Source organism: Actinokineospora sp. NBRC 105648, assembly GCF_030269645.1.
Lineage (GTDB): Bacteria > Actinomycetota > Actinomycetes > Mycobacteriales > Pseudonocardiaceae > Actinokineospora.
Window position 1 is genome coordinate 32,599 of sequence record NZ_BSTR01000015.1, and the last position, 25,437, is coordinate 58,035.

Consider the following 25,437-nt stretch of genomic DNA (forward strand, 5'->3'; position numbering starts at 1 on the left):
CAGTCCGCCTGGCGAGAACGTGAACAAGATCCGCCCTCGCGGTGTCCGGGGTAGCGTGGCGGCATGGACGCCAGGCAGGCCATCGCGGCGGTGTTCGACCAGACCGCGGACACCTACGACGCGCTCGGCGTCGACTTCTTCGGGGTCTTCGCCCGCACCCTGCTCGACGACGTGGGCCCGATCGACGGCCTGCGTGTCCTGGACGCAGGCTGCGGCCGCGGCGCAGTCCTCTTCCAGGCCGCGGAACGGGTCGGTCCACAGGGGTCGGTGGTGGGCATCGACCTGGCACCGCAGATGGTGACCCGCACCGAGGCCGAGGCCACCGAGTGCGGGATAGAGAATGTCTCGGTCCTGGTGTCCGACGCACAGGAACCCACGGTGGCAGGCCCGTTCGACGTCGTCCTGTCCTCGTGCGTGATCTTCTTCCTGCCCAACCCAGCAGCAGCGTTGCGCGCATGGCACAGCCTGCTGACCCCGGACGGCATACTGGGCCTGACCACCTTCGGCGGCATAGACCCACGGTGGGCGCCGATCGACGAACTGTTCGCACCGTATGTGCCGGAACCGCTCGCGCAGTCGATCAAAGCCAGCCCCTTCAACAACACCGACCACGTGAACACCCTGGTAGCCGACGCAGGTTTCGCCGACCCGACCTCGGTGACCCGCGAACACGACGTCCGATTCGACTCACCGCAACACTGGGTGGACTGGTCGTGGTCACACGGACAACGACTGTTCTGGGGCCTGGTCCCCGAGTCCGAACGCGACGCTGTCACAACGGGGATCCTGGACCACTTGCGCACACTGTCCGAACCGGACGGTTCAGTGGTACTGCACCAGCCAGTCAGATACACAATCGCCTGGCACTGACGGCACGAACACCAACTGCAGCAGAACCAGAGCCGCTGGCACACAACAAGATCCCGTCCCCACGCTGGTACCGCAGCGGATAGGCCGACCCAGCTGGAAAGTAAGTCCCGTTACGGATGCTCGATCTGGTGGACTCGCTTCGTGTGGGGGAGAGCACCGCTAAACTTGCCGTGGGTGGGGATGCCCTTACCTGCCCTTTTCTCTCCACCGCGGTGCTCTAGGGGCCCCACACGAAGCGAGTTCACTAGATCGAGCCCCTCATCTTTTCCTCGGGCAGCCCATGTCTACGAGCCACCCGTGGCGTCGACCCCAGGGCAGCACATCCCACGAGCTGCCCGAGTAAGAGCGGGGCTCGATTGGCCGGACTACCTTCGCGCGGGGCCCCTAGAGCACCGCGGTGGTGAAAAAAGGGCGGGTGAAGGGCATCCCCACCACACGGCAAGTTTAGCGGCACTCCTCCCCCACACGAAGGCAGTCCACCCAATCGAGCATGTCCGTAGCGGGTGTTGCGTACCAGCGGGCTCGGCTTTAAAGAGTGAAAGACTTCGAGATCTGAGAGAAGAAAGCAAGCCCCTCCCCAGAAGAAAGGAAATGCCAAGCGGGGTGGTGGTGCACGTTGCCGTGCACCACCACCCCGCTTGGGACCGTCCAGTAGAGAGGACTAGCCAATAGCTACTAGCTGATGGTGAAGTCGTCCGCGTAGACGGCGCTCTGGCCGTACCAGCCGTGGACGTAGAGCTTGACCGTGCCGTTGGACCCGGTGGTGAACGGGATGCTCAGCTGCTTCCAGTCGCTGGTCGAGGTCCAAGCACTGGCGGTGGCGCCGCCGGTGACGCCGACGTAGGCGTAGTTGCCGCGCACCCACGCCTTGAGCGTGTAGGCCTTGTTCGGCAGCAGGGTCACGCTCTGCGAGACCTCACCGGTGCCCGAGGCCGACGGGGTGACCGAGAGGGCCTTGGCGCCGGAGTGCACCGGGGTGCTCACCACGGACGAGCCGGACGCCGCCGTCCACGGGGAGATGGCGCCGGACTCGAAGCCGCCGTTGACGACCGCGCCGCTGGGCTGGGTGCCGTTGACGGTGATCGCGTAGGTCGCGGTGTGGGTGGCGTTCGGGCCGGTGCCGGTCACCGTGAAGGTGTAGGTGCCGGGGGTGGCCGTGGCCGACGCGGCCAGCGTCAGGGTGGAGGTGCCGCCCGCGGTGACGGTGGTCGGGCTGAGGGAAGCGGTGACGCCGCCCTGGGCCGGGCCCGAGGTGAGCGCGACGGACTGCGCGCTGCCCGAGGTGACGGCGGTGTTCACGGTGGCCGTGACGCTCGCGCCCACGTTGACCGACCCGGAGGTCGGGTTGACCGCGAGCGAGAAGTCGTTGGCCGGGGTGGTGCCGTTGACCTTCACCGAGACGGTCGCGGTGTGCGTGCCGGACGCGCCGGTGCCGGTGACCGTGAAGGTGTAGGTGCCCGAAGCCGCCCCCGCCGCGGCGGCGAAGGTGAGGGTGGACGTGCCACCCGCGGTGACGCTGGTCGGGTTCAGCGTGGCGGTGACGCCACCCTGGGCCGGGCCGGCGGTCAGCGCGACGGACTGCGCGCTACCCGAGGTGACCGCGGTGCTGACCGTGGCGGTCGCGCTCGCGCCCGCGTTCACCGTGACCGAGGCCGGGCTGACCGCGACGGAGAAGTCGTTGGTCGGGACCGACCCGCTCGTGAACGGGGCGAACTTCTTGCTGAAGTAGTAGAGGTCCTGCGCGATGCCGGAGCAGTTGTCAGCGGCGGCGCCACCGGGGCAGCTGCCGTTGTCGCGCTGCAGGGCCCAGAAGGACAGCGTGTTGATGCCCTTCGCCAGCGCCCAGTTGTAGACGGTGGTCGCGTCCGCGGTCGTGAAGGTCTCGGCCGGGCCGAAGTCGTCGACACCGATCATCTCGGTGACGCCGACCATGCCCCACAGCTGCGCCTGGGTCTTGCTCGGGTACAGCTGCGCCAGCGTGTTCACCAGACCCTGCGAGGCGGTCTCGGTGTCCTTGGCCATGTTGTGCGTGCCGGCGTTGTCGTAGTAGTCGAACGTCATGATGTTGACGACGTCGACCTGCGCGTTGTTCTGCACGGCGTTGCGCAGCAGCGCGACACCGTTCTGCGCCAGCCCGCTCGTGGTGGTGGGCAGGGTGTAGGAGAACTGGATCGGGCGCCCGTTGGCCGCCGCCCAGTCCTTGACGATCTTGATCGCCTTGTTCCGGCGGTCGACGCCCGCGGTGTTGTCCAGCGAGTCGATCTCGATGTCGAGGTCGATCCGGCTGATGTCGTAGGTGGTGATCAGCCGCTGGTACTCACCGGCGATCTTGTTGACGTCGGTGCAGCTGTCGGCCAGCTCGGTACCGGTGGTGTCGGCGGTGTAGCCGCCGAACGACGGGATGACGTCACCGCCGTTGGCCTTGATCGTGTTGATGGCCGCGCCGAAGGTCGACGAGGAGATCGGCATCGAGGTGTCGCCGTTCCACAGCGCCGTGCAGGAGCCGGGACTGGCCGTCTGCAGGAAGGCCATGGTCAGGTACTTGGCCCCGGACGCGGCCGAGAGGGTGGCCGGGTTCTCCCCGGTCCAGGCCTCGAAGTACGGCGCGAAGACCCGCGCGGGCATCGGCTTGGCCGCGACCGTCGCGGCCTCGGCCTGGTTCGTGGCGATGGTGACACCTGTGACGGCGGCGGCCGTGGCCACCAGGGTCAGCACAGACATCAAGGGTTTGGACAACCGCATGTCGCGCTCCAGTGCAGGGATTGGCCACGACCGGGAGGAACAGCCCCGGGCGCGGTGGTGCATCCCAAAATTGGACTAGACCAAAGCCGATGTCAAGACCGGTGCGACAGGCGGTCACCAACCAGGCACGAACAGTGCAAATCCGGGCTAACGGGATGATTACCCCAAATCGACCAGCCAGGGCACCCGGCCAGGACAGCGCCACACCACCAGATCCAAGCCACGAAGAGACCTCGACACCTGGCCCCCGCGACCGAAACACCTAACCGCAGCATGACCCGACTCCACTGGTATTCGACAGAATCCCGAACCCGCTGGAACCAAACAAAATCCCGACCCCGCTCGACCGCAACAGGATCCCGTTCCCACCCAACCGCAGCGGATAGGCCAACCCGGCTGGAAAGTAAGTCCCGTTACGGATGCTCGATCTAGTGGACTCGCTTCGTGTGGGGGGAGAGCACCGCTAAACTTGCCGTGGGTGGGGATGCCCTTACCCTGCCCTTTTCTCTCCACCGCGGTGCTCTAGGGGCCCCGCACGAAGCGAGTTCACTAGATCGAGCCCCTCGTCTTTTCCTCGGGCAACCCCAGCGACGAGCCACCATGCAGGTCGACCGCAGGTCGGCGTGCGGCACACCCCACGAGCTGCCCAAGTAAGAGCAGGGCTCGATTGGCTGGACTGCCTTCGCGCGGGGCCCCTAGGCGACCGCGTGGGGAAAAAGCGTGGGGAGAAGGGCATCCCCACCACAGGTCAAGTTTAGCGGTCGCCTCCCCCCACACGAAGGCAGTCCACCCAATCGAGCACAAACGTAACGGGCATTGCGTACCAGCGGACTCGGCATTTAGAGATTAAGGGATGAAAGATTAGAGACTTAAAGAAGGGTTGACGGATTGAGGAATATCCGAAACGGGAGAAAAGGGGAATCCCGCGCATTGGTTGGCCCGGTCACCCCGGCTGGGCGCGGTCTGAGCAGGTCGTGGGCTACCCCCAGGGAGCCCACGGCACCGACAACGACCGCGCCCGGCCGGGTGTCGCACAGCGTGCGGGGCGGACCTGGACGAAACCTGGACAAACGTGCTGCCGGTGGGGGTGGGGCGCCGGCTAGGGTGATCACCTCATGGAGATTCGCGTGCTGGGGGCCATCGAGGTGTGGCACGTCGGGGAGCGGCTGCCCGCGGGCACGCCGCAGCAGCGCTGTGTCCTGGCGATGCTGGCCCTGGCCGGTGACCGCGGCCAGTCGGTGGAACGGCTGGTCGAGGTGCTCTGGCCCGACGACCAACCGGACGGCGCTCGGGGTCTGGTGCACGGCTACATCTCCCGGCTGCGCAAGGCGTTGCGGCCCGCCGGGGTCGGCATCGTGCGCCGCTCCCCCGGCTACGCCATCGACGTCGAGCCCAGCACGATCGACCTGCACCTGTTCCGAGACCTGGTCCTCGATGCCCGCGCCGAGACCGAGCCGGGCGTCAGCGCGCGGCGGCTGTGCGAGGCGCTCGCGTTGTGGCGTGGTGAGCCGTTGTCCGGGTTGCCGTTGTCGAGCGTGCTCGACCGGGTGCGCGCCGGGCTGGAGATCGAGCGCGTGGCGGTGATCGAGGAGTGGGCTGAGCTGGAGCTGCGGTTGGGTCGGCACCGGGAGCTCGTCGGTGAGCTGGCCACGCGGTCGGCCGAGTACCCCTACCAGGAGAAACTCGTCGGACTGCTGTTGCTCGCGCTGCACCGCTGCGGTCGGCAGGCTGAGGCGCTGCGCCGGTACGAGCAGTGCCGCAGGCTGTTGGCCGACACGCTCGGGGTCGACCCGAGTGCGGAGTTGCGCGGGCTCTACGAGCGCATCCTGCGCGCGGACCCGGCCCTGTCCTGGCCGGCCGAGCCCGCCCCCACCGCGCCGGTGGAGGCCGCTCGGGCGCCGAACTCGCTGCCGTTCGCGGTGCCGGACTTCGTCGGCCGGGAGGACGAACTGGCCCGGCTGCTCACCGCCGGGGCCCGCGTGATCTCGATCGACGGCATGGCCGGGGTCGGCAAGACGGCGCTCGCCGTGCACGCCGCACATGCCCTGAGCAGCCAGTACCCCGACGCCCAGCTGTTCGTGGACCTGCACGGGTTCACCCCCGGCCGCGAGCCGGTCTCGGCCGATGCCGCGTTGGGCGTCCTGCTGCGCTCGGTCGGGCTGGCCCCGGGCGACATCCCGACCGACCACGACGAACGGGTCGCGACGTGGCGCACCGAGATGGCGGGCAGGCGCGCGGTGGTCGTGCTGGACAACGCCCTCGACGCCGCGCACGTGCGCCCGCTGGTGCCCGGCGCACCGGGCTGCGTGGTGATCGTCACCAGCAGGCGGCGGCTGATCACCCTCGACGGCGCCGTGCCGCTCACCGTCGACGTGCTGCGGGCGGAGCAGGCCGCCGAGCTGTTCTGCCAGGTCGCGGGGATCGCCGGGCGCAGGCACGACGAGGTGGCCGAACTGCTCGCGCTCTGCGGGCACCTGCCGCTGGCCCTGCGGGTGGCGGGCGCCCGGCTGCGACACCGTCCGCAGTGGACAGTGGCGGACCTGGTCGAGCGGCTGCGCGCCGAACGGCTCCGGTTGACCGGGCTCGCGGTGCACGACCGCGACGTCGCCGCCGCGTTCACCGTGTCCTACGACTACCTCGACGCCGGTCAGCAGCGGATGTTCCGACGGCTCGGCCTGCACCCGGGCCCCGACATCGACGCGCACGCCGCGGCCGCGATCAGCGCCGAGCCGCGGGCCGACGAGCTGCTGGAGGACCTGCTCGACCACCACCTGCTCGAGCAGCGCACCCGCGACCGGTTCCGGTTCCACGACCTGATCCGCGACCACGCCCAGCGCCTGGCAGCCCCGGCCGAGGACCAGGTGGCCGCGGCCGAGCGGCTGCTGGACTACTTCGCCGTGGTCACCGACCGCGCCGCGGACGCGCTGCAGCCGGGCAGGCGGCGGATCCCGCCGAACCCCCGGCACTGGCCGGTGTCCACACCGGAGGTGTCCGACCACGCCTCGGCACTGGCCTGGTACGCCGCCGAGCACCCGAACCTGGTGGCCGCCACCGCGTGCGCGGCCCGCGCGGGGCTGGACCGGCACGTGCGCGACCTGCCCCGCAACTTCGGCCACTACCTGGTGATCAGCCACCACATCGACGACCTGGTGGCCATCGCCGAGCCCGCCGCCGAGGCCGCGCGCAGGCTGGGTGAGCCTGCGGCGGAGTCGATCAGCCTGTCGCACCTGGCGCTCACCTACTACATGGCGGGCCGCTACCGGTTGGGCCTGCGGCACGCCGACGGCCACCTGGTCCTGGCCCGCGAGCTGGGCGACCTGGCGGGCGAGGTCTACGCGCTGGGCGTCTCGGCGCTGCTGCACCAGCGGCTGGGCGAGTACACCGAGGCCGTGGAGCGCACCACCGCGGCCATCGCGTTGTGCGAGCGCACCGGCGAGCGCCGGATGGCCGCCATCTGCCTCGCGAACCTGGGCCGCGTGGCGCTGCTGCGGCGCGATCCGCACCGGGCGCTCCCGCTGCTTGAGGAGGCCTTGGCACGCACCCGCGCGATCGGGGAGCGCAGCGAGGAGGCATCCGTGCTGTCCGCGCTGGGTGCCACCACCAGCCTGCGCGGCGACCACGGCAACGCGTTGCGGCTGCTACACGAGGGGGTGGAGTTGGCCCGCGAGGTCGGCAACACCGACTACACCGTGCGCGGCACGATCAAACTCGCCGAAGGCCACCGCCGCGCGGGCCACACCGAGCAGGCGCGCGCGGTCGTGTCGGGCTTGGTCCCCGAGCTGCCCGCCAACGCCGACCACCTGACCACCGCCCTCAACGTCCTGGGCCACACCCACCTCGACGCGCGCGACCCGGCCGCCGCCCTCGCCGCGTTCACCCACGCCCACACCCTGGCGACACGGCTGGAGTACCGGATCGAACAGGCCAATGCCCTCGCCGGTCTGGCCGCCGCCCACACCGCGCTCGGTGACCACAACGCAGCCGCCGCGCACGGCGCCGAGGCCGACACCCACTTCCTGGCCATGGAGGTCAAGATCCGATGAGGCACTTGCCTTTCGCCCGCCTGCACAACTTCCGCGACCTAGGCGGCTACCCCGCGCGCGGGGGCACCGTGCGCTGGGGGCTGCTCTACCGGTCGGACTCACTGGGCAAGCTGGCAGGCGACGACCTGGCGCGGTTCACCGCCCTCGGAGTGCGCACGGTGATCGATCTGCGGCACGCCTACGAGATCGAGGCCCGCGGCCGAGTCCCGGACCTCGACGGTTTGTCCTACCACCACCTGCCGATCGAGCACCGCCCCTACGACCAGACGAGTCTCGGCCCCGATGTCGACCCCGGCCGCTACCTCGCCGACCGCTACCTGGAGGTCGCCGAGGACGGCGCGGTGGAACTGAGCGCCGCGCTGGAGGTGATCGCCGACGCCGAGGGCCCCGCGGTGTTCCACTGCGCGTCCGGGAAGGACCGGACCGGTGTGCTGGCCGCCTTGGTGCTGAACGCGATCGGCGTGTCCACGGTGGACATCGTCGAGGACTTCGCGCGGACCGGACTGGCCACCGATCGGCTCTTGGCGGACTGGCTGGCGGAGCGCCCCGGCAGCTACACCTGGCCGGGGTACGGCCGCGCCCCGGAGTCGGCCATGCGCCTGTTCCTGGCCGACCTCAGCGCGGCGCACGGCTCGGTCGAGTCCTATGTGGCCCACCACTTGCGCGTCGCCCCGGCCACCATCACCAGCCTGCACCGGCGGTTCGTGGGGCGCTGATCTCGGCACCGACCCCGAAAGATGATCCGGTGCGCCCGATCCGGTGAACTCGTTCCTTGCGGGGTGGAAACCGCTGACGGGATCGGGCCGCCACACCGGCTCCCTGCCACGCTCGGACCATGACGGCGAACGCGGGTTTCGGTCGTTGGGTGCGGAAAGGCGCGTCCGGGACCGGCACGTCGCCCTACGGTGTGCGCATGGTGCCCGTCGCGGGAAGTCACGAGCTGTTCGGCGGTTCGGGCAAGCCGGGCCACGGCGTCCAGGCGACCGTGCGGTACGAGGCGGGCACCGGGCTCAACGACGGCTCGGAAGAGCAGGTCCACCACCGCGACCCGGCGGCCGCCTTCCGGGTGGCGCCCGTGCTGCGCGTGCTCGGTGAGCCAGGGCACCGCAAGCTGGTCATCGGCCAGGCGTTCGTCTCGGTCGCGGACGGCGCCGAACCCGAGGTGACCGTGGCGGTGCACGTCGGCTGGGCCGAGAACGGTGGCTGGATCCGGGCAGCCGACCCGCTCGACGTCGTGGACGACGCCCTGGTGCGGTCCTTCCGCGGGCCATCGCACCCGTTCACCGGTACGGCCGAGCAGGTCGCCACGATCCTGGCCAAGGCCATCGCGGAGTCCTCGCGCAACGAGGTCTCCCGGGTGCGCGGACTGCGCTACGAGGTCGAGCAGCGGCTCTCCGCCCAGCTGGGCAACGCGGGAGCGCGCCGATCCGCGAGGTCCTGCTCGACCTCATCGAGCTGTCCCAGGCCGTCGACCGCGCCCGCGACCAGGCTCGCGAGGCCGCGCGCGAAGCGCTGTGGGTCTGGTTGTCGGACGAGGAGGGCTACCGCGAGTTCCAACGCCCCGACGCCGGGACCACGGCCAGGCCGTGGATGTCCACCACCGCGCCGCGGTGCGCCAGTGCGAGGCGATGCAAGCCCAACTCGGCGAGGAGGTCGCCCACCTGTCCCGGCTGCTCACCAGCATGTCGACCATCTCCGTGGCGCAGGAGGCGGAGGCGTTGCAGCGCTTCAACCTCTTCGCCACCGCCGCGGCCGCGGGCATCGGTCTGCCCGCGCTGATCCTGGCGTTCTACAGCGCCCAGCCCTACCTGCCGTTGAACTCCTTCGACCGCACCTGGCGGGCGCTGACCCCGATCGTGATCACCACGCTGCTCGCCGTCGCGCTGGTGCTGTCCGGCTACCGGAGAAACCGCGTCGCGGACAGCTGATCGCGGCAGTGATCCTGGTCCTGACCCTGTGCGGTGTGCTGTTCTTGGCTGGCGCGCTGGTCCCGAACTAGTGCCGGCAGCAGGTGACTTCCCACCGCTCGGCCGAACGCCAACCGCGGCGCCCGCCGAGTGGGACTCGCCGATTGACCATCCTCTATAGACACATCGGGTTCCTGCGACTTCGTCGGCTACAGCCCGGCTAGCGAAACGCCCCCTGTGAGCCATTTCCGCGACGTCGCGAGTTCGCTGTGGATGGTGGACCACCCCCGACCTGGAGCGGCGCTCCCGTTGTCCGAGCTCCCCCGGTCTGCGACGATGCCCAGGCCACCACTCGAACGGAGCAACCATGTCGTCCAGGCTCAACCCGTACATCAACTTCACCGACAACGCCCGCCAGGCGCTGGACTTCTACCAGCAGGTCTTCGGCGGCACCCTGGTCACGAACACCTTCGGCGAGTTCGGCGCGCAGGGACCGGACGCCGAGAAGATCATGCACGGCCAACTGGAGACCGACGCGGGCTACACCCTGATGGCCGCGGACACCCCGACCGGCATGACCTTCACCCCCGGCACCAACATCACGGTCAGCCTCAGCGGCGAGGACGGCGACACCCTGCGCGGCTACTGGGAGAAGCTCAGCGCGGGCGCGACCGTCACCACCCCCCTGGAAAAGCAGATGTGGGGCGACGAGTTCGGCCAGCTGACCGACCAGTTCGGGGTCCCCTGGATGGTCAACATCACCCAGCCCAAGTCCTGACCCACCCGGACCAGGGCGGGTCGGCCGCGCGCCTGGGCCTGCCGACCGGCCAGGCCCAGGCCGCCCTGGCGAGTGGCGGATGCGTTGGGGCGGAACAGCTCAGGCACGTGAGCGAGCCGGACCCCGTGGCCAACTCCAGCCACATCAACGATTTGCCGCACCCGAGCACCAGGGACCTGAACGCAGGACATAAAGACCAGTTGTGGGGCGGGTGGGGCTCGAACCCACGGCCAAGGGATTATGAGTCCCCTGCTCTGACCAACTGAGCTACCGCCCCCAGTGCCGCAGATCCTACCGAGGCGTCCGTCCAGCGGACACCTCAGGATGATCTTGATCAAGACCAGGTCGCGAACCCGCTAAAGCAACAAACCCCAGGTCAATAGACCTGGGGTCACGCTCCTCCAGCTGGACTCGAACCAGCAACCCTTCGATTAACAGTCGAATGCTCTGCCAATTGAGCTATGGAGGAAGGTCGCTCTGCCGGGCCGTGGCCCAACGAGCGGTAACTCTAGCGCATGCCGGAGGGGTCCAGATACCGGGTACCCCATGAGCGCCCGCAGCGGTGGGCCACCCGGTAGGGGAGGATGGGCCGACGACGAGACGCGGGAGGCGAACACGGTGATTGGGTTCCTGTTGGGGGCCGGGGTCGGGTATGTGCTCGGTGCCAAGGCCGGCCGGGGGCGGTACGACCAGATCATGCGCACCTACCGCCGGATCGCCGACCACCCCGCCGTCCAGGGGGCGGCGGGGATCGCGCGGGCGAAGCTGGGCAAGGGCTAGAACCGCACCTGGTCGCCGGTGCCGATGACGCCGGGGCGCACGACCCGGGCGTACACGCCGAAGGCGAGGTCGTAGGGCACCAGCGCCGGGAGCAGATCGGCCCGGGGCAGGTCGCCCTGGGCCTGCTCCAGCATGGCGCACCGGGTCACCTGGCCGGTGATCTCCAGTTCCGCGGTGCCCACCGACACCCGGCGCCCGACCCAGTCGTCCTCGGGGCGGTCCGCGCCCTCGACGTCGACGACGATGTTGGGGCGGGCCCGCTGCCACTCGGCGCCCAGCCAGCGCAGCGACGCGGTGGTGACGATGTGCAGCGGGCCCGCGTCCAGGTGCGGGATCTCGGCTTCCTCGACGACGGTCACCGGCTGCCCGACCACCTCGGAGACCGCGTCGTGGACCTTGTCGTCGGTGGTGGCGTACTCGCGGCCGTCGGGTAACCCGACCACCGTGTGCACGCCCCAGATGCCCTTCGCCCACATCTCCAACAGCCGCGGCATCCGGGTGAACCGCCGGGTGCTCTTACCCGAACCGAACTTCCCGTTCTCCGCGAGCAGTGCCCACCTGCGGTCGTCGACCACACCGCGCTCGTCCAACTCGACTACCGCGAGTTCTTCGCCGCGCAGTGACTTGACCGGGTAGCGGGCAAGGGTGTGGACGGTGTTCACCTAGTCCTCGCGACGAAGAAGACCCGTCGGAACGGGAACCACGTCGTGCCGTCTGCGCGGCGCGGGTACGCCTTGGCGAGACGGGGCGCGAGCGCGGAACGGAACTCTTGCCACTCCTCGTCGGCCAGCTCCGCGCGGATCGGACGCAGCGCGGTGCCCGAGACCCACTCCAGCACCGCGTCCTCGCCGTCGAGCCGCTGCAGGTAGGTCGTCTCCCAGACGTCGACCTCGCAGCCCGCGCCGATCATCAGCTCGGCGTAGCCCTCCGGCTCGAGGATGGCGTCCTCCTCACGCAGCCGCAGGGGTTCGAGCCGCTCGAACCAGCCCGGCTCGGCGACCAGCTCGCGCACCAGCGCGTGCGACGGGGCGGCGAAGTTGCCGGGGACCTGCACGCCGATCCACGCCCGGCGCGGCAGGTGACCGGCCCACTGGGCGAGCAGTTCGGGGTGGCCGGGCACCCACTGCAGCGCGGCGTTGCTGATCACCACGTCGGTGCCGTCGTCCGGCACCCACTCGCGCAGGTCCGCGACACTGGCGTCGACCCCCCGCTGCCGCGCGGCCGACACCATCGCCGCGGAGGTGTCGATGGCGCTGAGGCGCGCGTTCGGCCAGCGCTGCGCCATGGTGACGGTGAGGTTGCCCGGCCCACACCCCAGGTCCACCACCGCGCGCGGGCTCTCGGCGCGCACGCGCGCGAGGAGGTCGAAGAACGGACGCGCCCGGTGGTCACCAAAACTGAGGTACTTAGCGGGATCCCACATCGATGCCTCCCAAGCAAACCGTACGTACGTACTGTTTACCTTAGCTGCTCGATCAGGACTCCGCGAGCCCCTGGCCCATCTTCTCGGCGACGTCGTGCGCGATGGCGCGGACGACGTCCAGCTCAGTTCCCTCATCCGGGCGGACTTGCAGGACGGTACCGTCTCGACCAGGCACTTTCCGTTGCACGAACCACGCTCCACCACCGGGGAGCTCACGGTGGTGGCGGGAGCGGATGGAGCCGGTGACCCTCCGGTGCACGGCCTGCGGCAGCTTCCCGGGCGCCTCGACGGCGACCCGGATCGGCGGGCGGTCGACCAAGACGACAGCGGCACCTGCCTGCTCAGCCTCGTCCGCCTCGGTGATCGTGAAGACGCCGGCGGCCCAAGCCGCCTTGGACACCAGGTGCCAGCCGATGCGCCGGGGTCCGTCGTCGCCGGGCACCCACAGGCCCAACGACGTGGCCACCAGGAACCCACCGCCGCGGACCTCGGCCGAGGCGGCTACCGCCTCGTCGCGGTCGAGCCGCCCGGTGAACCCCTTCGGCACGCCGCTGAGCAGCCTGCTGAAGAACCCGGTCATCGCACGGTTCCCAACTCGCGGGCCTCCTCCCGGGTCACGCCGTAGGTCACTGGAACCACCTTGCCAGAAAATCGCGGGGCGGTCGTCAATCCATGCTCCCCGACGCCTGCCTGCCCAGCGCCTTGTGCCACTCCTCCATGGCCACCAGGTCGCCCCAGAGCGCGCGGGCCTCCTCGGGGTGCTCCACCGGCGACACCCGCTGCAGCCGCGACTTGATGTCCGCGATCTGCCGGGCGACCAGCTGGCGCTGCAGCGCGGCCAGCATCGCCGAGGCGTAGCGCTCGGCGGCGGCGTTCTTGTTCGGCAGCGGCAACGGCTCGACGCCGAGCTCGCTGACCAGCTTGCGCACCGTCGGCGCGGCGCAGTTCTTGGCCACCGCCTCGAGCAGCTCCGCTCCGGCCAGCCCGGACGCCGTGCCACCGGCGTCGAGCACCGCGGTGTGCAGGGCGGCGTAAGCGGGATCGGTGAACACATCAATCGGCATCGAGTCGTAGAGCGGGCCTGCGAGCGCGGGCTCTTGGAGCGCGAGCTTCAAGACTTCGCGCTGGGCGTGCAGGTCGTTGTTGCGCGGATCGGGCCGGGGCGGGCCCTCGACCTCCACAGACAGCGCGCCCTGGTTCGGGTCGACCGCCCGCGACCTGCGGGTATTGGTGGGCGCGGGGGCGCCCGCGCTCTCGCGGACCCGGCGCACGACGGTGAGCGTGTCGTCCCAGCCGACCCACCCCGCCAGCTGGCGGGCGTACTCGTCGCGCAGGGAGTGGTCCTTGATCTGGGCGACCAGCGGCACCGTGCGGCGCAGCGCCTCCACCCGGCCCTCGGCGGTGTCGAGGTCGTAGTTGGTGAGCTCGGCGCGGATGGCGAAGGTGAACAGCGGGCGCCTGCGCGCGACCAGGTCCTTGACCGCGACGTCGCCCTTGGCCTGGCGCAGCTCGCACGGGTCCATGCTGTCGGGGGCGACGGCGATGAAGGTCTGGGCGGCGAACTCCTGGTCGTCCTCGAAGGCCTTCATGGCCGCCTTCTGGCCCGCCTGGTCACCGTCGAAGGTGAAGATCACCTCGCCGCGGAAGGCGTCGTCGTCCATCAGCAGCCTGCGCAGGACCTTGATGTGGTCGGCGCCGAACGCCGTGCCGCACGAGGCGACCGCGGTGGGCACCCCGGCGGCGTGCATGGCCATCACGTCGGTGTAGCCCTCGACCACGACCACCTGGTGGCGCTTGGCGATCTCGCGCTTGGCCATGTCCAGGCCGAAGAGCACCTGGGACTTCTTGTAGATCGCGCTCTCGCTGGTGTTGAGGTACTTCGCCTGGATCTGGTCGTCGTCGAAGAGCCTGCGCGCGCCGAAGCCCACGACGTCGCCGCCGATGTCGCGGATCGGCCAGAGCAGCCTGCGGTGGAAGCGGTCGATCGGACCCTGCCTGCCCTCCTTGGCCAGGCCGGACTTGATCAGCTCGGTGATCTCGAAACCCCGGCCGAGCAGGTGCTTGGTCAGCTTGTCCCAGCCCGCGGGGGCGAACCCGCAGCCGAAGGTGTTCCAGGCGGTCTCGTCGAAGCCGCGCTCGGTGAGGAACTCACGGGCCTTGAGCGCCTCGGGCGAGCGCAGCTGCTCGGCGTAGAAGTCCGCGGCCGCCTTGTGCGCGTCGACCAGCCGGGTCCGCGTGCCGCGGTCGCGCTGGACGCTGGTGCCGCCGCCCTCGTAGGTCAGCTGCAGCCCGACCCGCTCGGCGAGGCGCTCGACGGACTCGACGAAGGACAGGTGGTCGATCTTCATCACGAAGGCGATGACGTCGCCACCCTCGCCGCAGCCGAAGCAGTGGAACGTCCCGTGCGTGGGCCGCACGGTGAACGACGGGGTCTTCTCGTCGTGGAAGGGACACAGCCCCTTGACCGCGGTGCCCGCCCGCCGGAGCTGGACGTACTCCCCCACCACGTCGTCGATCCGGCTGCGCTCCCGGATCTGCGCTATGTCGCTCTCCCGGATACGTCCTGCCACGATCGCCGAGTCTAGGCGCGCCTGCCCACCGACGACGCCCAGCCCACCAGGACCGGCCGAACACGTCGAGGACCGGCACCGACCGAGGGCCGCTCACCACCGACGGCTCAGACCCCCGGTAGACCGAAGAGCCTCTCGTCGCACCCCAAAGGGGCACGTTCACCACCTCGGACCCCGAGCTTGCTCACCCCGCACGATCTCACCTCCGGCATGCCTCGATCACCCGCCGCCGCGCGACGAGCGGGCCCTGATTCCTCACGCCGTGCTCTGCTCAGCGGAGCCTCGCCCACCGCCGTGTGCCCCGGTCCCCGCACACCTGCTCACGACAGGCCGCCATCGTTGGCGGCAGCTCATTACGATGGCGGTGTGACCGTCAGCGACAGCGCCTTGGCCGAGCGGTTCTCCGAGCACCGCGACCACCTGCTAGGGGTGGCCTACCGGCTGACCGGGACTCGTTCGGACGCCGAGGACGCCATCCAGGAGGCCTGGCTCCGACTGTCCGCTGTGGACACTGAGACCCGCGACGGCATCCGCGACCTGCGCGCGTGGCTGACCACCGTCGTCGGCCGCCTCTGCCTCGACCGCCTGCGGTCGGCCACCGCCCGCCGTGAGCGCTACGTCGGGCCGTGGCTGCCCGAACCCCTGGTCACCCCGTTCGGCACCGCGGCCAGCGAGGACCCCCTGGACGTCGCCGTCCGCGACGACGGTGTGCGGATCGCCGCCCTGCTCGTCCTGGACCAGCTCAGCCCAGAACAACGCGTCGCCTTCGTCCTGCACGACGCGTTCGACCTGCCCTTCGCCGACATCGCCGCCACCCTGGGCTGCACCGACGCCACCGCCCGCCAGCACGCCTCCCGGGCCCGCAAGGCCATGGCGAAGGCCGACCCGCCGCAGCGGGTGGCGCTGCCCGAGCAACGCGAGCTGATCGAGCGCTTCGTCGCCGCGCTCGCCTCCGGCGACCTGGCCCAGGTGGTCACCGTCCTGCACCCGGACGCCGTCCTGGTCGGCGACAGCGGCGGCAAGGCGCGCACGGCCCGCCAGCACATCCTGGGCCCGGACAAGATCGGCCGCTTCTTCCTCGGTCTGCTGCGCCAGTACGGCCCCGGGGCGATGGTCGGCGAGATCATCACGGTCAACGGCGACCTCGGCATCTACCTGCCCGAGGCCCAACCCACCGGCACCTACCAGGGCGGCCCGCGCAGCCGCCGGGTGACGACGTTCGCGGTCCGCGACGGCAAGATCGCCGCGATCTACGACATGGTCAACCCCGACAAGCTCACCCGGGTCGACCTCTGACCGACCCGGCCGACCACCCACGCGGGCACCCCACCGACAACGACGAACTCGCACACCACCGACACCGCCAGACCAGACCACGCCGTGCGAGCACCTGACGAACCCGGAGTTCCCCGAACACGACGGCCACCAGGGACTGACGGATCACCCACTCTTGCCGTGGGCCGTCCCAGGCGGTTCCGACAACCCAGCACGGGTCCCCGCGCCTCGAACACCGATAGTCCTAACAGGACAATCAAGCACCAACAGCAGCGCCGCCGCCCGATCCCTATCAGGCCAAGGACTTCCGCCCATCCCTCAGCACGGGTCGAGCACAAGGCGCTCGGGGTGTTCGCCGCGATGGCGGGTGCGGGCGGTGCGACCGGCACGGTGCTCGGCGGGGTGTTGACCAGCTGGCTGGGCTGGCGGTCCACCTTCGGGCTCAACATCCTGGCCGGTCTCGCGCTGGCGGTGCTCGCGGCGCGGGTGGTCGGGCCGACGGTGCGGCGGCGGGGCGCGGCGGGTGGGTTCGACCTGGGTGGCGCGCTGCTGTCCACGGTCGGTCTCGGTCTGCTGGCCTTCGCGCTGGTGAACACCGGTGTCGACGGGTGGACCTCGCCGCGCACCGTGGTGCCGGGGGTGGCGGGGGTGCTGCTGCTCGGTCTGTTCGCGGTGGTGGAGCGGCGGGTGTCGGCGCCGCTGATGCCGCCGGAGGTGCTGCGCAGGCCGGTGCTGCGCACGGCGAACCTGCTCTCCGGGCTGGCCCAGGTGGTGCTGTTCCCGATGTTCTTCCTGATCAGCGTGCACATGCAGACGGTGCTCGACTTCACCCCGGTGCAGGGCGGGCTCGCGCTGCTGCCGCTATCGGTCACCGTGATCCTGGTGGCGGGCAACACGGGCCGGGTCATCGGCCGGTTCGGGCCGCGGGCGGTCATGGTCGTCGGCCCCTCGTCCGTCCGGTGCTACCGGCTGGTGTCGACCGTCGGGACGCGGCAGGCGTCGCCGGAGGTGAAGCCCTGGTCGGTGATGCCCAGTGCGTGGTTCATCCGGGCACGCTGGTTCTCCAGCGCCACCTGGTAGGTCAGCTCGATCACTCCCTTCTCGCCGAACCTCGCGGTCAGCTCGGCGACCTGCTCGTCGGTCACGGTCATCGGGTTGGCGGTCATCGCGTCGGCGTAGGCGATGGCCAGTCGTTCATCGGCGGTGTAGGAATCCGACGTGGTGTAGTCGTCGATGTGCCGGAGCCGGTCGATGTCGAGCCCGTCCAGGCGCTGGAGCATCGTGCCGAAGTCGACGCACCACGAGCAGCCGACCTGCTGGGCCACCCGGAACACCGCCAGCTCGCGGACACCGGCGGGCAGCACCTTCGACGCCCGCCGCACGCCCAGTTCGTGCTTGGCGCCGGCCAGCATCAGCCCGCGGTGCCGCGCCAGCACGGTGAACGGCTCGGGCACGGCGCCGAACCGCCGCTTGGCGAACCAGTACAGGACGCGCAGCACCGGACCGGCTTCGCGGGCGGCGACTCCCTCGATACGCGGCATGGCCCTCTCCTCACCAGCGGCCCCGATCCGGGGCGTTCAGGGGGAAGACGACGTGCCGCGCGCCGGTGTGACAGCTCAGGACGGGTCGGTGACTCGGGCCACGAAGTACACCACCCCCGTCCCGCTGTGCCGGACCACGAACAGGAACGGCCGGTCGACGGTGACCCCGACCGGCTCAGGCGGCAGGCTCATCAGGCGCATCATCACCGCGGTGGCGGCGGCGCCCTCAAAACCCTCTTCGTCCACCTTGAGCACCGCCTCGTGCAGGATCGCCTGCACTGCCAACGGATCCGGGCTGATGGCGCTCAGGTCGGCCTGGTCGGTGAACACCGTCCGGACGCCCAGCTCGATCAGCGGCTCGCTCAGCTCGACCTGGGTGGCGAGCTCGAGCTTGGGCATGGTGAGCAGGACCTGCCGCCTGCTCGGCGCGTCGAGCAACGCCGCCAACCCGGCACCGGTGAGTCCCGGCTCGGCGTCCACCAGAGGCTGATCGGGAAGCAGGATCACGGCTTCCACACCACCGACCGCAGGCAGGCTGACGATCTGCCAGCCATCCTGGGCGGCGTACCCGACGCTCTCGTTGAGCGCCATCGCGGGGACCTCGGCCGTGGCCGCGGTCCCCTGGAAGTGCAGCGGCTCCTGCGGGTCGAGCAGGAACTTGTTGCGCCACGCGCACTTCAAGTAGAGCGCGTTGACCAGAGCGGACGCCGTGTCCTCCCGGATGGAACCCTCCGGGAGGAGCTCCGGGATCAGTCCGCGCGTGGTCTCGGCGACATCGGCGTTGATCTCGTCGCGCGCCTTCTCCGGAGCGGCCCGGAACGGCGCGTTGCGCACCGCGCCCCCGGACCACCGGGACAGCTCGTCGGCGAAACCGGGCTCCACGGCGATCGCCGCGTCCGCCCACAGCGTGTTCGACACCGCGATCGCGGGTGCGTCGTCGTCCGGCCCCGGCTGGTCGAGGGTGCCCGCCCCGCCGAGGTCCCGGGTCACCTCGTCGAGCTCGCCGAGGAGGTCGACCAACTCCGCTTGGCTGCGCCCCCGCGCGCCGTGCGCGAGCAGGCCGAGGGCACTGGCCACCGAGAACGGCGACCAACACACCTGCTCGCGCGGGTCAGGCGCGATGGCGCGGTGCAGGGCTAGCGTGAAATCCAGGTGCGACACGATGAACTCCCGACTCGGTGATGACCGTTCTGCGAGTGTGCCGGCTCCGGGCGCGGAGGCTCAGAAGTTGTCCACAAGCCCCTTGTGCCAGGCCGTTGCCTGTGCATCGGTGAGCGAGGCGACCTGGTCGACGACGACGCGCAGGCGCCGGGCGTCGTCCTGGGCAGCCCGCCAGGCGGGCAGGAAGGCCGGTTCCAGGGCGTCGGGCGCGCGGTCGGTCAGCATCGACACCAGGCCGCTGATCAGCTCCCGCTGCCTCGCCTGCACGGCCAGCCGACGCGGGTCGCTCATGACGTAGCGGACGGCCATCGCCTTGAGCAGCGCCACCTCGGCCGCCACGCGGGCCGGGACCACCAGGTCAGCGGAGTACCGGGTGAGCTGCCCGGCGCCGTGCGCGGCGCGCGTCCCGGTCACCGCGGCGGCGGCGAAGCGGCCGACGAGCTCGCTGGTCAGCCGCTTGAGCGCGACCTGGGCCCGGAGCGACCCGTCGTACTCGGTCGCCACCAGGTCACCGAGGACCGGCAGCCCCAGCAACTCCGCCGCCGCCTCCTCGAGGCCGGAGACCGGCTCGCTGGAGAAGTGCTTGGCGGCCAGCTCGGCGATCACCGCGCGCTCGGCCGGATCGGCCAGCGAGGCAAGCGAGATCCGGCCGGACCGGACGCCGTCCTCGACGTCGTGCACGGAGTAGGCGACGTCGTCAGACCAGTCCATGATCTGTGCCTCCACGGACGTCTTGTCGTCCGGTGCGCCCTCCCGCATCCAGGTGAAGACCGGCAGGTCGTCTTCGTAGACACCGAACTTGACCATCCCCGCACGGCGCGGCCAGGGGTACTTGGTGGCGGCGTCCAGCGACGCGCGGACCAGGTTGAGGCCGTACTCCACACCGTCGTCGCTGAGCACCTTCGGCTCGAGCCGGGTGAGGATGCGCAAGGTCTGCGCGTTGCCCTCGAAACCACCGCACTCCTGCGCGGCTTGGTTCAGCGCTAGCTCTCCGTTGTGGCCGAAAGGAGGGTGGCCGATGTCGTGCGCCAAGCCCGCGGTGTCGACGACGTCAGGATCACAGCCGAGCTCGTCGGCGATCCCCCGCCCGATCTGGGCTACCTCCAACGAGTGCGTTAACCGCGTCCGCGGGATCCCGTGCACCTCGGAACCCTCGTTAGGACCTACCACCTGCGTCTTGCCCGCCAACCTGCGCAACGCCGCAGAGTGCAAGACGCGCGCGCGATCACGGCTGAAGGGAGTACGCGAGGCAGGCCAAGACCCCGCTAACGCCGCACCCTTAGGCGGTTCCGCGAAGAGGCGTTCGTTGTCGTGCTCCGTATACGGGGGACTCACCAGGAAGAGACTACGACGGTCAGCCGACTTCCTGGTCGATGGCGATGCCGTCGGCCGAGGCGTTGGTCGCGCGGTAGTAGAGCAGCGCCGCGGTCTCCCGGAGGATGTACCGGGCCTGGGTCTCGCGGGTCTGCACGATCGGGCCGGAGTGGGTCGGCGAGGTCCAGGCGTCCAGGCCCGCGTCCTCGGCCATGGTGCGGGCGCGCAGCGAGTGCCACGGGTCGCTGACGATCACCGCGGTCTCCCAGCCCCGGTCGCGCACGGCGACCGCGACGGCCTGCAGCGTGCCGAGGGTGTCGTTGCCCGCGCCGACCTCGATGACCTTGTCACCGGGCACGCCGTGCTCGATCAGCCACTTGCGGCCTGCCTCGGCCTCGGTGAACTTGTCCCCCACCCGACGGCCGCCGCCGGTGACGACGTAGCGGGCGACGCCCTCGTCGTAGAGCTTCTTGGCCTGCCGCAGGCGCGCCTCGAGCACCTTGGACGGCTTGCCCGCGTACTGCGCGGCGCCGAGCACCACGACGACGTCGGCGTGGTCGCGGTCGTCGACCCTGGCGACCTGCCACACGCGGAAAGCGGTCCCGCCCACGACGAGGAAACCCATCAGCACGATGCCGACGAGCAGCCTCCGCAAGAAGCGGCGGACAGGATGAGGGTGGGGAGGCACGGTCCGCATCCTTCCAGAACAGTGGCGCGTGGTTGAGGACGGCCGAGCCAAGCGGGAGAACCGATTGTCAGGACGTCCGCGTGGCGGCTGGGTTGCCCCGGACGTGGAGTTGTCCACATACCCCCGATTTCATCCACAGATCCGAAACCGACCTTTTCCGCTTGCGTGGACCAGGGTTACCTCGAAGCCATGCAAACGAACCGCAAACTCCTCGACGTCGACGAACTGCCCCGTCTGTTCCCCGAGGGAGTGGCCAGGGCGGCGGAGCTGGTGTCGCTCGGCTTCTCCGGGCACGCCATCCAGTCCCGGTGCGGGCCGCGTGGGCCCTGGCAGCGGCTGCAGCCCGATGTCGTGCTGCTCAGCGACGCGCCCCCGAACCGCCTGCAACGACTGCGGGCGGCGCTGCGCGTGGCCGATCCCGAGGCTGTGGTCACCGGTCGGGAAGCCATGTGGCTCAACGGTATCCAGCTGCCACCGATGGGTGCGGTGCATGTGGTCGTGCCTTCCGGCCACCGCACCCGGTCCGACGGGTCGGTCACCATCGAGCGAACGCTCCGGATGCCGGATCCGCTCTGGCGGAAGGGGTTTCCGACGGCCCCGCTGGCGCGCGCGACAGTCGACGCGTGCAGGCGGACGCCGACAGCGGGCGAGATCCGCGTGCTGGTGCTGGAAGCCGTGCACCGGGGCGGGGTCGCCCTGGCCGAGCTGCACGAGGAGCTCGCGCTCGGCCCGAGCCGGGGCACCACCCTGCTGCGCCGGGTGCTAGCCGAGATCGACCGCGGCGTGCGCTCGGCCGGTGCGCGCATCGCCACCGAGCTGATCGACCGCGCTGGTCTCCCCCAGCCCAGGTGGACGGCCCGGTTGAGCACCCGGCACGACGTGCACTTGGCGATCGTCGACGCCTGGTGGGACAACGTGGCCTTCGCCTGGGACGCCGACATCCACCGACCGTGGGCACCGCGGACCGGGCTGCCGGCCCTGACCCGCGCGGCAAGGCTCACCGCGGCCGGGATCGTGGCCATCCACACCGACCCGATCCGCATCCGGCTGGACACCGCGGCGGTCGCGGAGGAACTGCGCGGCGCCTACCGGCTCGCCGCCGCCCGGCCGAGGCCGGAGGTGGTGATGTCGTGAGCACGCGGAGCATTGGTGTGGATCTTGGTGTGCGACTGGCCGGGTTCCTGGGCCTTGGCCGACTGTTGCTGCGGTTGGCGCGAATGGTGGTGGGGCCGTGGATCCCGCCGGCCGGCCATCGGTCGCGGGGACGGTCGGGCTCCGGGGCAGGTGGCGTCGCGGGGTGCTCGACGGCCTCAGACTCCTGGGACGACCGACGGGACTCGGGCAGCACTCGTCAGGCATCAACGTCCCAGTCGGTCGCGCCGAGGGCCGACGCCTCCGAGCGACTCGAACGCCACCGATGGGGCACCGAACGCACCAGGTTCCGCCGGGGGTCGTGGTCGGCGGTCATCTTCACTGCCTGGTTGACCAGTACCGCGAACGCACGACCCGCTAGGAAGCCGAGCCACCCACTGCCTGGCCTCCACCACCCCCGCGGCAGCCCGCTGGATGATGCCCTTGCCAAGTGAGACCCGCGCTCAGCAGCCGATGAGCTGGCCCGCGAGGTAGGACTCCAGTCGGTCGATCGAGATCCGGTCCTGCGACATCGTGTCGCGCTCGCGCACGGTGACGGCGTGGTCGTTGAGCGAGTCGAAGTCGACGGTGACGCAGAACGGGGTGCCGATCTCGTCCTGCCTGCGGTACCGGCGGCCGATGGCGCCCGCGTCGTCGAAGTCGACGTTCCAGTGCTTGCGCAGCGCGGCGGCGACGTCCCGGGCCTTGGGTGAGAGGTCGGCGTTGCGGGAGAGCGGGAGCACGGCGACCTTGACCGGGGCGAGCCTGCGGTCGAGCCGCAGCACGATCCGCTTGTCGACGCCGCCCTTGGCGTTGGGCGCCTCGTCCTCGACGTAGGCGTCGAGCAGGAACGCCATCATCGGGCGGCCGACACCGGCCGCGGGCTCGATGACGAACGGCCGGTAGCGGGAGTTGGTGGCCTGGTCGAAGTAGGACAGGTCCACACCGGAGTGGTTGGAGTGCGTGGTCAGGTCGAAGTCGGTGCGGTTGGCGATGCCCTCCAGCTCGCCCCACTCCTGGCCGCCGAACTGGAATCGGTACTCGATGTCCACCGTCCGCTTGGAGTAGTGCGAGAGCTTCTCCCGCGGGTGCTCGTAGACGCGGAGGTTGTCCTTGCCGATCCCCAGGTCGGTGTACCAGCGCAGGCGCTCGTCGATCCAGTACTGGTGCCACTCGTCGTCGGTGCCCGGCTCGACGAAGAACTCCATCTCCATCTGCTCGAACTCGCGGGTGCGGAAGATGAAGTTGCCCGGCGTGATCTCGTTGCGGAAGGACTTGCCGATCTGGCCGATGCCGAACGGCGGCTTGCGGCGGGAGGTGGTCTGCACGTTCAGGAAGTTGACGAAGATGCCCTGGGCGGTCTCCGGGCGCAGGTAGTGCATGCCCTCCTCGGTCTCCACCGGACCGAGATGGGTCTTGAGCATCATGTTGAACTCGCGCGGCTCGGTGTACTGGCCGCGGGTGCCGCAGTTGGGGCACGGCACGTCGGAGACGTCGTTCTCCGCCACCTGCTTGCCGGTCCTGGCCGCGTACTCCTCGGCGAGCTGGTCGGCGCGGAAGCGCTTGTGGCAGGAGGTGCACTCGACAAGGGGGTCGTGGAAGGCGTTGACGTGCCCGGAGGCGGCCCACACCTGGCGCGGCAGGATCACCGACGAGTCGAGGCCGACGACGTCGTCGCGGCCCTGCACCACGCTCTTCCACCAGGCGCGCTTGATGTTGTCCTTGAGTTCCACGCCGAGGGGCCCGTAGTCCCACGCTGACCTCGTACCGCCGTAGATCTCCCCACTCGGGTAGACGAAGCCGCGGCGCTTGCAGAGGCTGACGACGGTATCGATCCGGTCGGCTGGCACAGAACCCTCCATGCGGGAACTCAAGGCGAGGAAAACCAGCGTAGTCCGCGCTCCGGTTGGTCCGTCCGGGGGACTCAGCCACCGATCGGCACGCCAGAACCGGCGGCGGTGACGCCTCCGCTGGCGCGGGTTCACGCCGCCAGCGGAAGTCGTCGCGGCCGCGGTCAGTGGATCTGGCCTCGATGTCCCAGCCTGAACCTTCGCGGCGTTCAGGCATCGGGGCCGTTGCGAGCCGGGCGCGCGGCTGTTGGTGCATGCTCGTGTTCATGATCGATGAGTTCGCGAAGGAGTACCTGCACAGCGACCTCCGGGAGATCCGCGAGGCGATGGTCCGCAAGCTCGACGGGCTGTCCGAGTACGACATCCGCCGTCCGCTGACCTCGACCGGCACCAACCTCCTCGGCCTGGTCAAGCACCTGTCGGTGTCGGAGTCCCGCTACTTCGGCGAGGTCTTCGACCGGCCGTTCCCCGAGCCCGTCCCCCGGTGGGACGACCTCGAACAGCGCGGTACCGACTTGTGGGCGACCGAGCACGAGACACGAGAGGAGATCACCAGCCGCTACCAGCGCGTCTGGGAACACGCCGACGCGACGATCGCCGCTCTCACCATCGACTCACCCGGCCGCGTCCCCTGGTGGCCACGTCCTGACGTGCTGCTGTTCAACGTGCTGGTCCACATCCTCACCGAGACCAGCAGGCACGCCGGGCACGCCGACATCCTGCGCGAGCAGTTGGACGGCGCGGTCGAGATGGATGCTGCGGGCATGGCCCGGCGAGGGCAGGACGCGGCCTTCTGGGAGAACCGCCGGGCCGAAATCGAGCGGGCGGCAAAGGCCGCCGATCCAGCCACCCAACGGTCCTGATCTGCGGCGCCGGTGCGCGGTGGGGTGCGCGGATCGCGGCCGCTGTCTGGTGAGCGGGCGGTGGTGGGGCCTGGTCAGCGGGCGGTGGTTGGGCCTGCTGCCTCGCCCAGGCGAACAGTGTGGGCGTCGGCGGCCAGCAGGCTGGTGTGCCTGCGCACCGCGTCCGGGGTGGCCTCGACGATGATCTCGTAGGCGGCGGGCTCGGTGGTGTCGGCTTCGGCGAGCAGCGGGATGACGTGGGTCCGGACGTCGAACGGGGACATGGACCGGCGGTAGGCGGAGACCGAGTCGAACTCCGCGGTGAGCACCCACGAGTCGGCGGACTCGGTGGAGCGGACCAGCAGGCCGCGCACGCAGCCGGGCTGGGCGAGGAGGAGTTCCAGGGCGCGCTGCGCTCGGGTGGTGAACGGCTCGGGCTCGGTGACGGTGAACCTGGCGATCAGCAGCACGCGCGGGCGCCCTTCTGGTGGCGGTGCGAGGATGCAGCACCGTAGCCCAACC

At 70.3% G+C, this 25,437-nt stretch carries 23 protein-coding genes and 2 tRNA genes; 10 read left to right on the forward strand and 15 right to left on the reverse strand.

Annotated features, from left to right (window positions below; all coding sequences use genetic code 11):
• Window positions 1-63: 63 nt before the first annotated feature.
• Window positions 64-870, forward strand: a complete 807-nt coding sequence (locus tag QSK30_RS15695) for a class I SAM-dependent methyltransferase (protein ID WP_285503503.1) — start codon at window positions 64-66, stop codon at window positions 868-870.
• 675 nt (window positions 871-1,545) lie between these two features.
• On the opposite strand, the gene QSK30_RS15700 is transcribed toward QSK30_RS15695, so the two are convergent.
• A complete protein-coding gene (locus tag QSK30_RS15700; protein ID WP_285503505.1) occupies window positions 1,546-3,591 on the reverse strand; it encodes a glycosyl hydrolase family 18 protein in 2,046 nt (681 codons plus the stop codon).
• 1,136 nt (window positions 3,592-4,727) lie between these two features.
• Here QSK30_RS15700 and QSK30_RS15705 point away from each other — a divergent pair.
• On the forward strand, window positions 4,728-7,655 hold the full coding sequence (locus QSK30_RS15705) for an AfsR/SARP family transcriptional regulator (protein ID WP_285503507.1): 2,928 nt from the start codon (window positions 4,728-4,730) through the stop codon (window positions 7,653-7,655).
• Window positions 7,652-8,371 carry a tyrosine-protein phosphatase gene (locus QSK30_RS15710; RefSeq protein ID WP_285503509.1) on the forward strand — a complete coding sequence of 240 codons (720 nt, stop codon included), beginning with the start codon at window positions 7,652-7,654 and terminating at the stop codon, window positions 8,369-8,371. Before QSK30_RS15705 ends, QSK30_RS15710 begins: the two co-directional genes overlap by 4 nt.
• Before the next feature lie 217 nt (window positions 8,372-8,588).
• Here QSK30_RS15710 and QSK30_RS15715 read toward each other — a convergent pair whose 3' ends face one another.
• Window positions 8,589-8,999: a hypothetical protein gene (locus tag QSK30_RS15715; protein WP_285503511.1), complete on the reverse strand. Its 411-nt coding sequence runs from the start codon at window positions 8,997-8,999 to the stop codon at window positions 8,589-8,591.
• Between the two features lie 27 nt (window positions 9,000-9,026).
• A complete protein-coding gene (locus QSK30_RS15720) occupies window positions 9,027-9,212 on the reverse strand; it encodes a hypothetical protein (protein ID WP_285503512.1) in 186 nt (61 codons plus the stop codon).
• Between the two features lie 29 nt (window positions 9,213-9,241).
• Here QSK30_RS15720 and QSK30_RS15725 point away from each other — a divergent pair, with 29 nt between their 5' ends.
• Together QSK30_RS15725 and QSK30_RS15730 are read left to right on the forward strand one after the other, a co-directional pair.
• Window positions 9,242-9,583 (forward strand): hypothetical protein, encoded by a 342-nt coding sequence (locus QSK30_RS15725; RefSeq protein WP_285503514.1) that lies wholly within the window; start codon window positions 9,242-9,244, stop codon window positions 9,581-9,583.
• A 346-nt stretch (window positions 9,584-9,929) separates the two neighbouring features.
• The gene (locus tag QSK30_RS15730; RefSeq protein ID WP_285503515.1) at window positions 9,930-10,340 is read left to right on the forward strand and encodes a VOC family protein; all 411 of its coding nucleotides are present in this window, start codon (window positions 9,930-9,932) and stop codon (window positions 10,338-10,340) included.
• 203 nt (window positions 10,341-10,543) lie between these two features.
• Here the strand turns inward: QSK30_RS15730 and QSK30_RS15735 are convergent.
• Both QSK30_RS15735 and QSK30_RS15740 read right to left on the reverse strand, forming a co-directional pair.
• A tRNA-Ile gene (locus QSK30_RS15735) sits at window positions 10,544-10,617 on the reverse strand.
• Window positions 10,618-10,736: 119 nt separating this feature from the next.
• A tRNA-Asn gene (locus tag QSK30_RS15740) sits at window positions 10,737-10,809 on the reverse strand.
• A 77-nt stretch (window positions 10,810-10,886) separates the two neighbouring features.
• On the opposite strand from QSK30_RS15740, the gene QSK30_RS15745 reads away from it, so the two are divergent.
• The gene (locus tag QSK30_RS15745; protein ID WP_285503518.1) at window positions 10,887-11,120 is read left to right on the forward strand and encodes a hypothetical protein; all 234 of its coding nucleotides are present in this window, start codon (window positions 10,887-10,889) and stop codon (window positions 11,118-11,120) included.
• Here QSK30_RS15745 and QSK30_RS15750 read toward each other — a convergent pair.
• The 4 genes from QSK30_RS15750 to dnaG form a co-directional block, all read right to left on the reverse strand.
• Window positions 11,117-11,782, reverse strand: coding sequence for an MOSC domain-containing protein (locus QSK30_RS15750; RefSeq protein ID WP_285503519.1), 666 nt, complete (start codon window positions 11,780-11,782; stop codon window positions 11,117-11,119). The genes QSK30_RS15745 and QSK30_RS15750 overlap by 4 nt on opposite strands.
• Window positions 11,779-12,543, reverse strand: a complete 765-nt coding sequence (locus QSK30_RS15755) for a trans-aconitate 2-methyltransferase (protein WP_285503520.1) — start codon at window positions 12,541-12,543, stop codon at window positions 11,779-11,781. The genes QSK30_RS15750 and QSK30_RS15755 overlap by 4 nt, the downstream gene beginning before the upstream one ends.
• Window positions 12,544-12,595: 52 nt before the next feature.
• Complete coding sequence (locus tag QSK30_RS15760; protein WP_285503522.1) at window positions 12,596-13,123, reverse strand: hypothetical protein; 528 nt, start codon at window positions 13,121-13,123, stop codon at window positions 12,596-12,598.
• 85 nt (window positions 13,124-13,208) lie between these two features.
• Window positions 13,209-15,113, reverse strand: coding sequence for a DNA primase (gene dnaG, locus QSK30_RS15765; RefSeq protein ID WP_285503523.1), 1,905 nt, complete (start codon window positions 15,111-15,113; stop codon window positions 13,209-13,211).
• A 366-nt stretch (window positions 15,114-15,479) separates the two neighbouring features.
• Here dnaG and QSK30_RS15770 point away from each other — a divergent pair, with 366 nt between their 5' ends.
• Window positions 15,480-16,409, forward strand: coding sequence for a sigma-70 family RNA polymerase sigma factor (locus QSK30_RS15770; RefSeq protein ID WP_285503524.1), 930 nt, complete (start codon window positions 15,480-15,482; stop codon window positions 16,407-16,409).
• 327 nt (window positions 16,410-16,736) lie between these two features.
• Window positions 16,737-17,468, forward strand: a complete 732-nt coding sequence (locus QSK30_RS15775; RefSeq protein ID WP_285503525.1) for an MFS transporter — start codon at window positions 16,737-16,739, stop codon at window positions 17,466-17,468.
• On the opposite strand, the gene QSK30_RS15780 is transcribed toward QSK30_RS15775, so the two are convergent.
• The 4 genes from QSK30_RS15780 to QSK30_RS15795 form a co-directional block, all read right to left on the reverse strand.
• Window positions 17,351-17,929 carry a carboxymuconolactone decarboxylase family protein gene (locus tag QSK30_RS15780; protein WP_285503526.1) on the reverse strand — a complete coding sequence of 193 codons (579 nt, stop codon included), beginning with the start codon at window positions 17,927-17,929 and terminating at the stop codon, window positions 17,351-17,353. The genes QSK30_RS15775 and QSK30_RS15780 overlap by 118 nt on opposite strands.
• Window positions 17,930-18,004: 75 nt before the next feature.
• Window positions 18,005-19,090: a serpin family protein gene (locus QSK30_RS15785; protein WP_352231579.1), complete on the reverse strand. Its 1,086-nt coding sequence runs from the start codon at window positions 19,088-19,090 to the stop codon at window positions 18,005-18,007.
• Between the two features lie 60 nt (window positions 19,091-19,150).
• Window positions 19,151-20,425: a deoxyguanosinetriphosphate triphosphohydrolase gene (locus QSK30_RS15790; RefSeq protein WP_285503527.1), complete on the reverse strand. Its 1,275-nt coding sequence runs from the start codon at window positions 20,423-20,425 to the stop codon at window positions 19,151-19,153.
• A gap of 19 nt (window positions 20,426-20,444) precedes the next feature.
• The gene (locus tag QSK30_RS15795) at window positions 20,445-21,101 is read right to left on the reverse strand and encodes a YdcF family protein (protein WP_285503529.1); all 657 of its coding nucleotides are present in this window, start codon (window positions 21,099-21,101) and stop codon (window positions 20,445-20,447) included.
• 180 nt (window positions 21,102-21,281) lie between these two features.
• On the opposite strand from QSK30_RS15795, the gene QSK30_RS15800 reads away from it, so the two are divergent.
• A complete protein-coding gene (locus QSK30_RS15800) occupies window positions 21,282-22,226 on the forward strand; it encodes a hypothetical protein (protein ID WP_285503531.1) in 945 nt (314 codons plus the stop codon).
• A gap of 461 nt (window positions 22,227-22,687) precedes the next feature.
• On the opposite strand, the gene QSK30_RS15805 is transcribed toward QSK30_RS15800, so the two are convergent.
• A complete protein-coding gene (locus QSK30_RS15805) occupies window positions 22,688-24,073 on the reverse strand; it encodes a glycine--tRNA ligase (protein ID WP_285503533.1) in 1,386 nt (461 codons plus the stop codon).
• Between the two features lie 266 nt (window positions 24,074-24,339).
• On the opposite strand from QSK30_RS15805, the gene QSK30_RS15810 reads away from it, so the two are divergent.
• Window positions 24,340-24,936 carry a DinB family protein gene (locus tag QSK30_RS15810; RefSeq protein WP_285503535.1) on the forward strand — a complete coding sequence of 199 codons (597 nt, stop codon included), beginning with the start codon at window positions 24,340-24,342 and terminating at the stop codon, window positions 24,934-24,936.
• A gap of 74 nt (window positions 24,937-25,010) precedes the next feature.
• Here QSK30_RS15810 and QSK30_RS15815 read toward each other — a convergent pair whose 3' ends face one another.
• A complete protein-coding gene (locus QSK30_RS15815; RefSeq protein ID WP_285503537.1) occupies window positions 25,011-25,385 on the reverse strand; it encodes an antibiotic biosynthesis monooxygenase in 375 nt (124 codons plus the stop codon).
• Window positions 25,386-25,437: the final 52 nt, after the last annotated feature.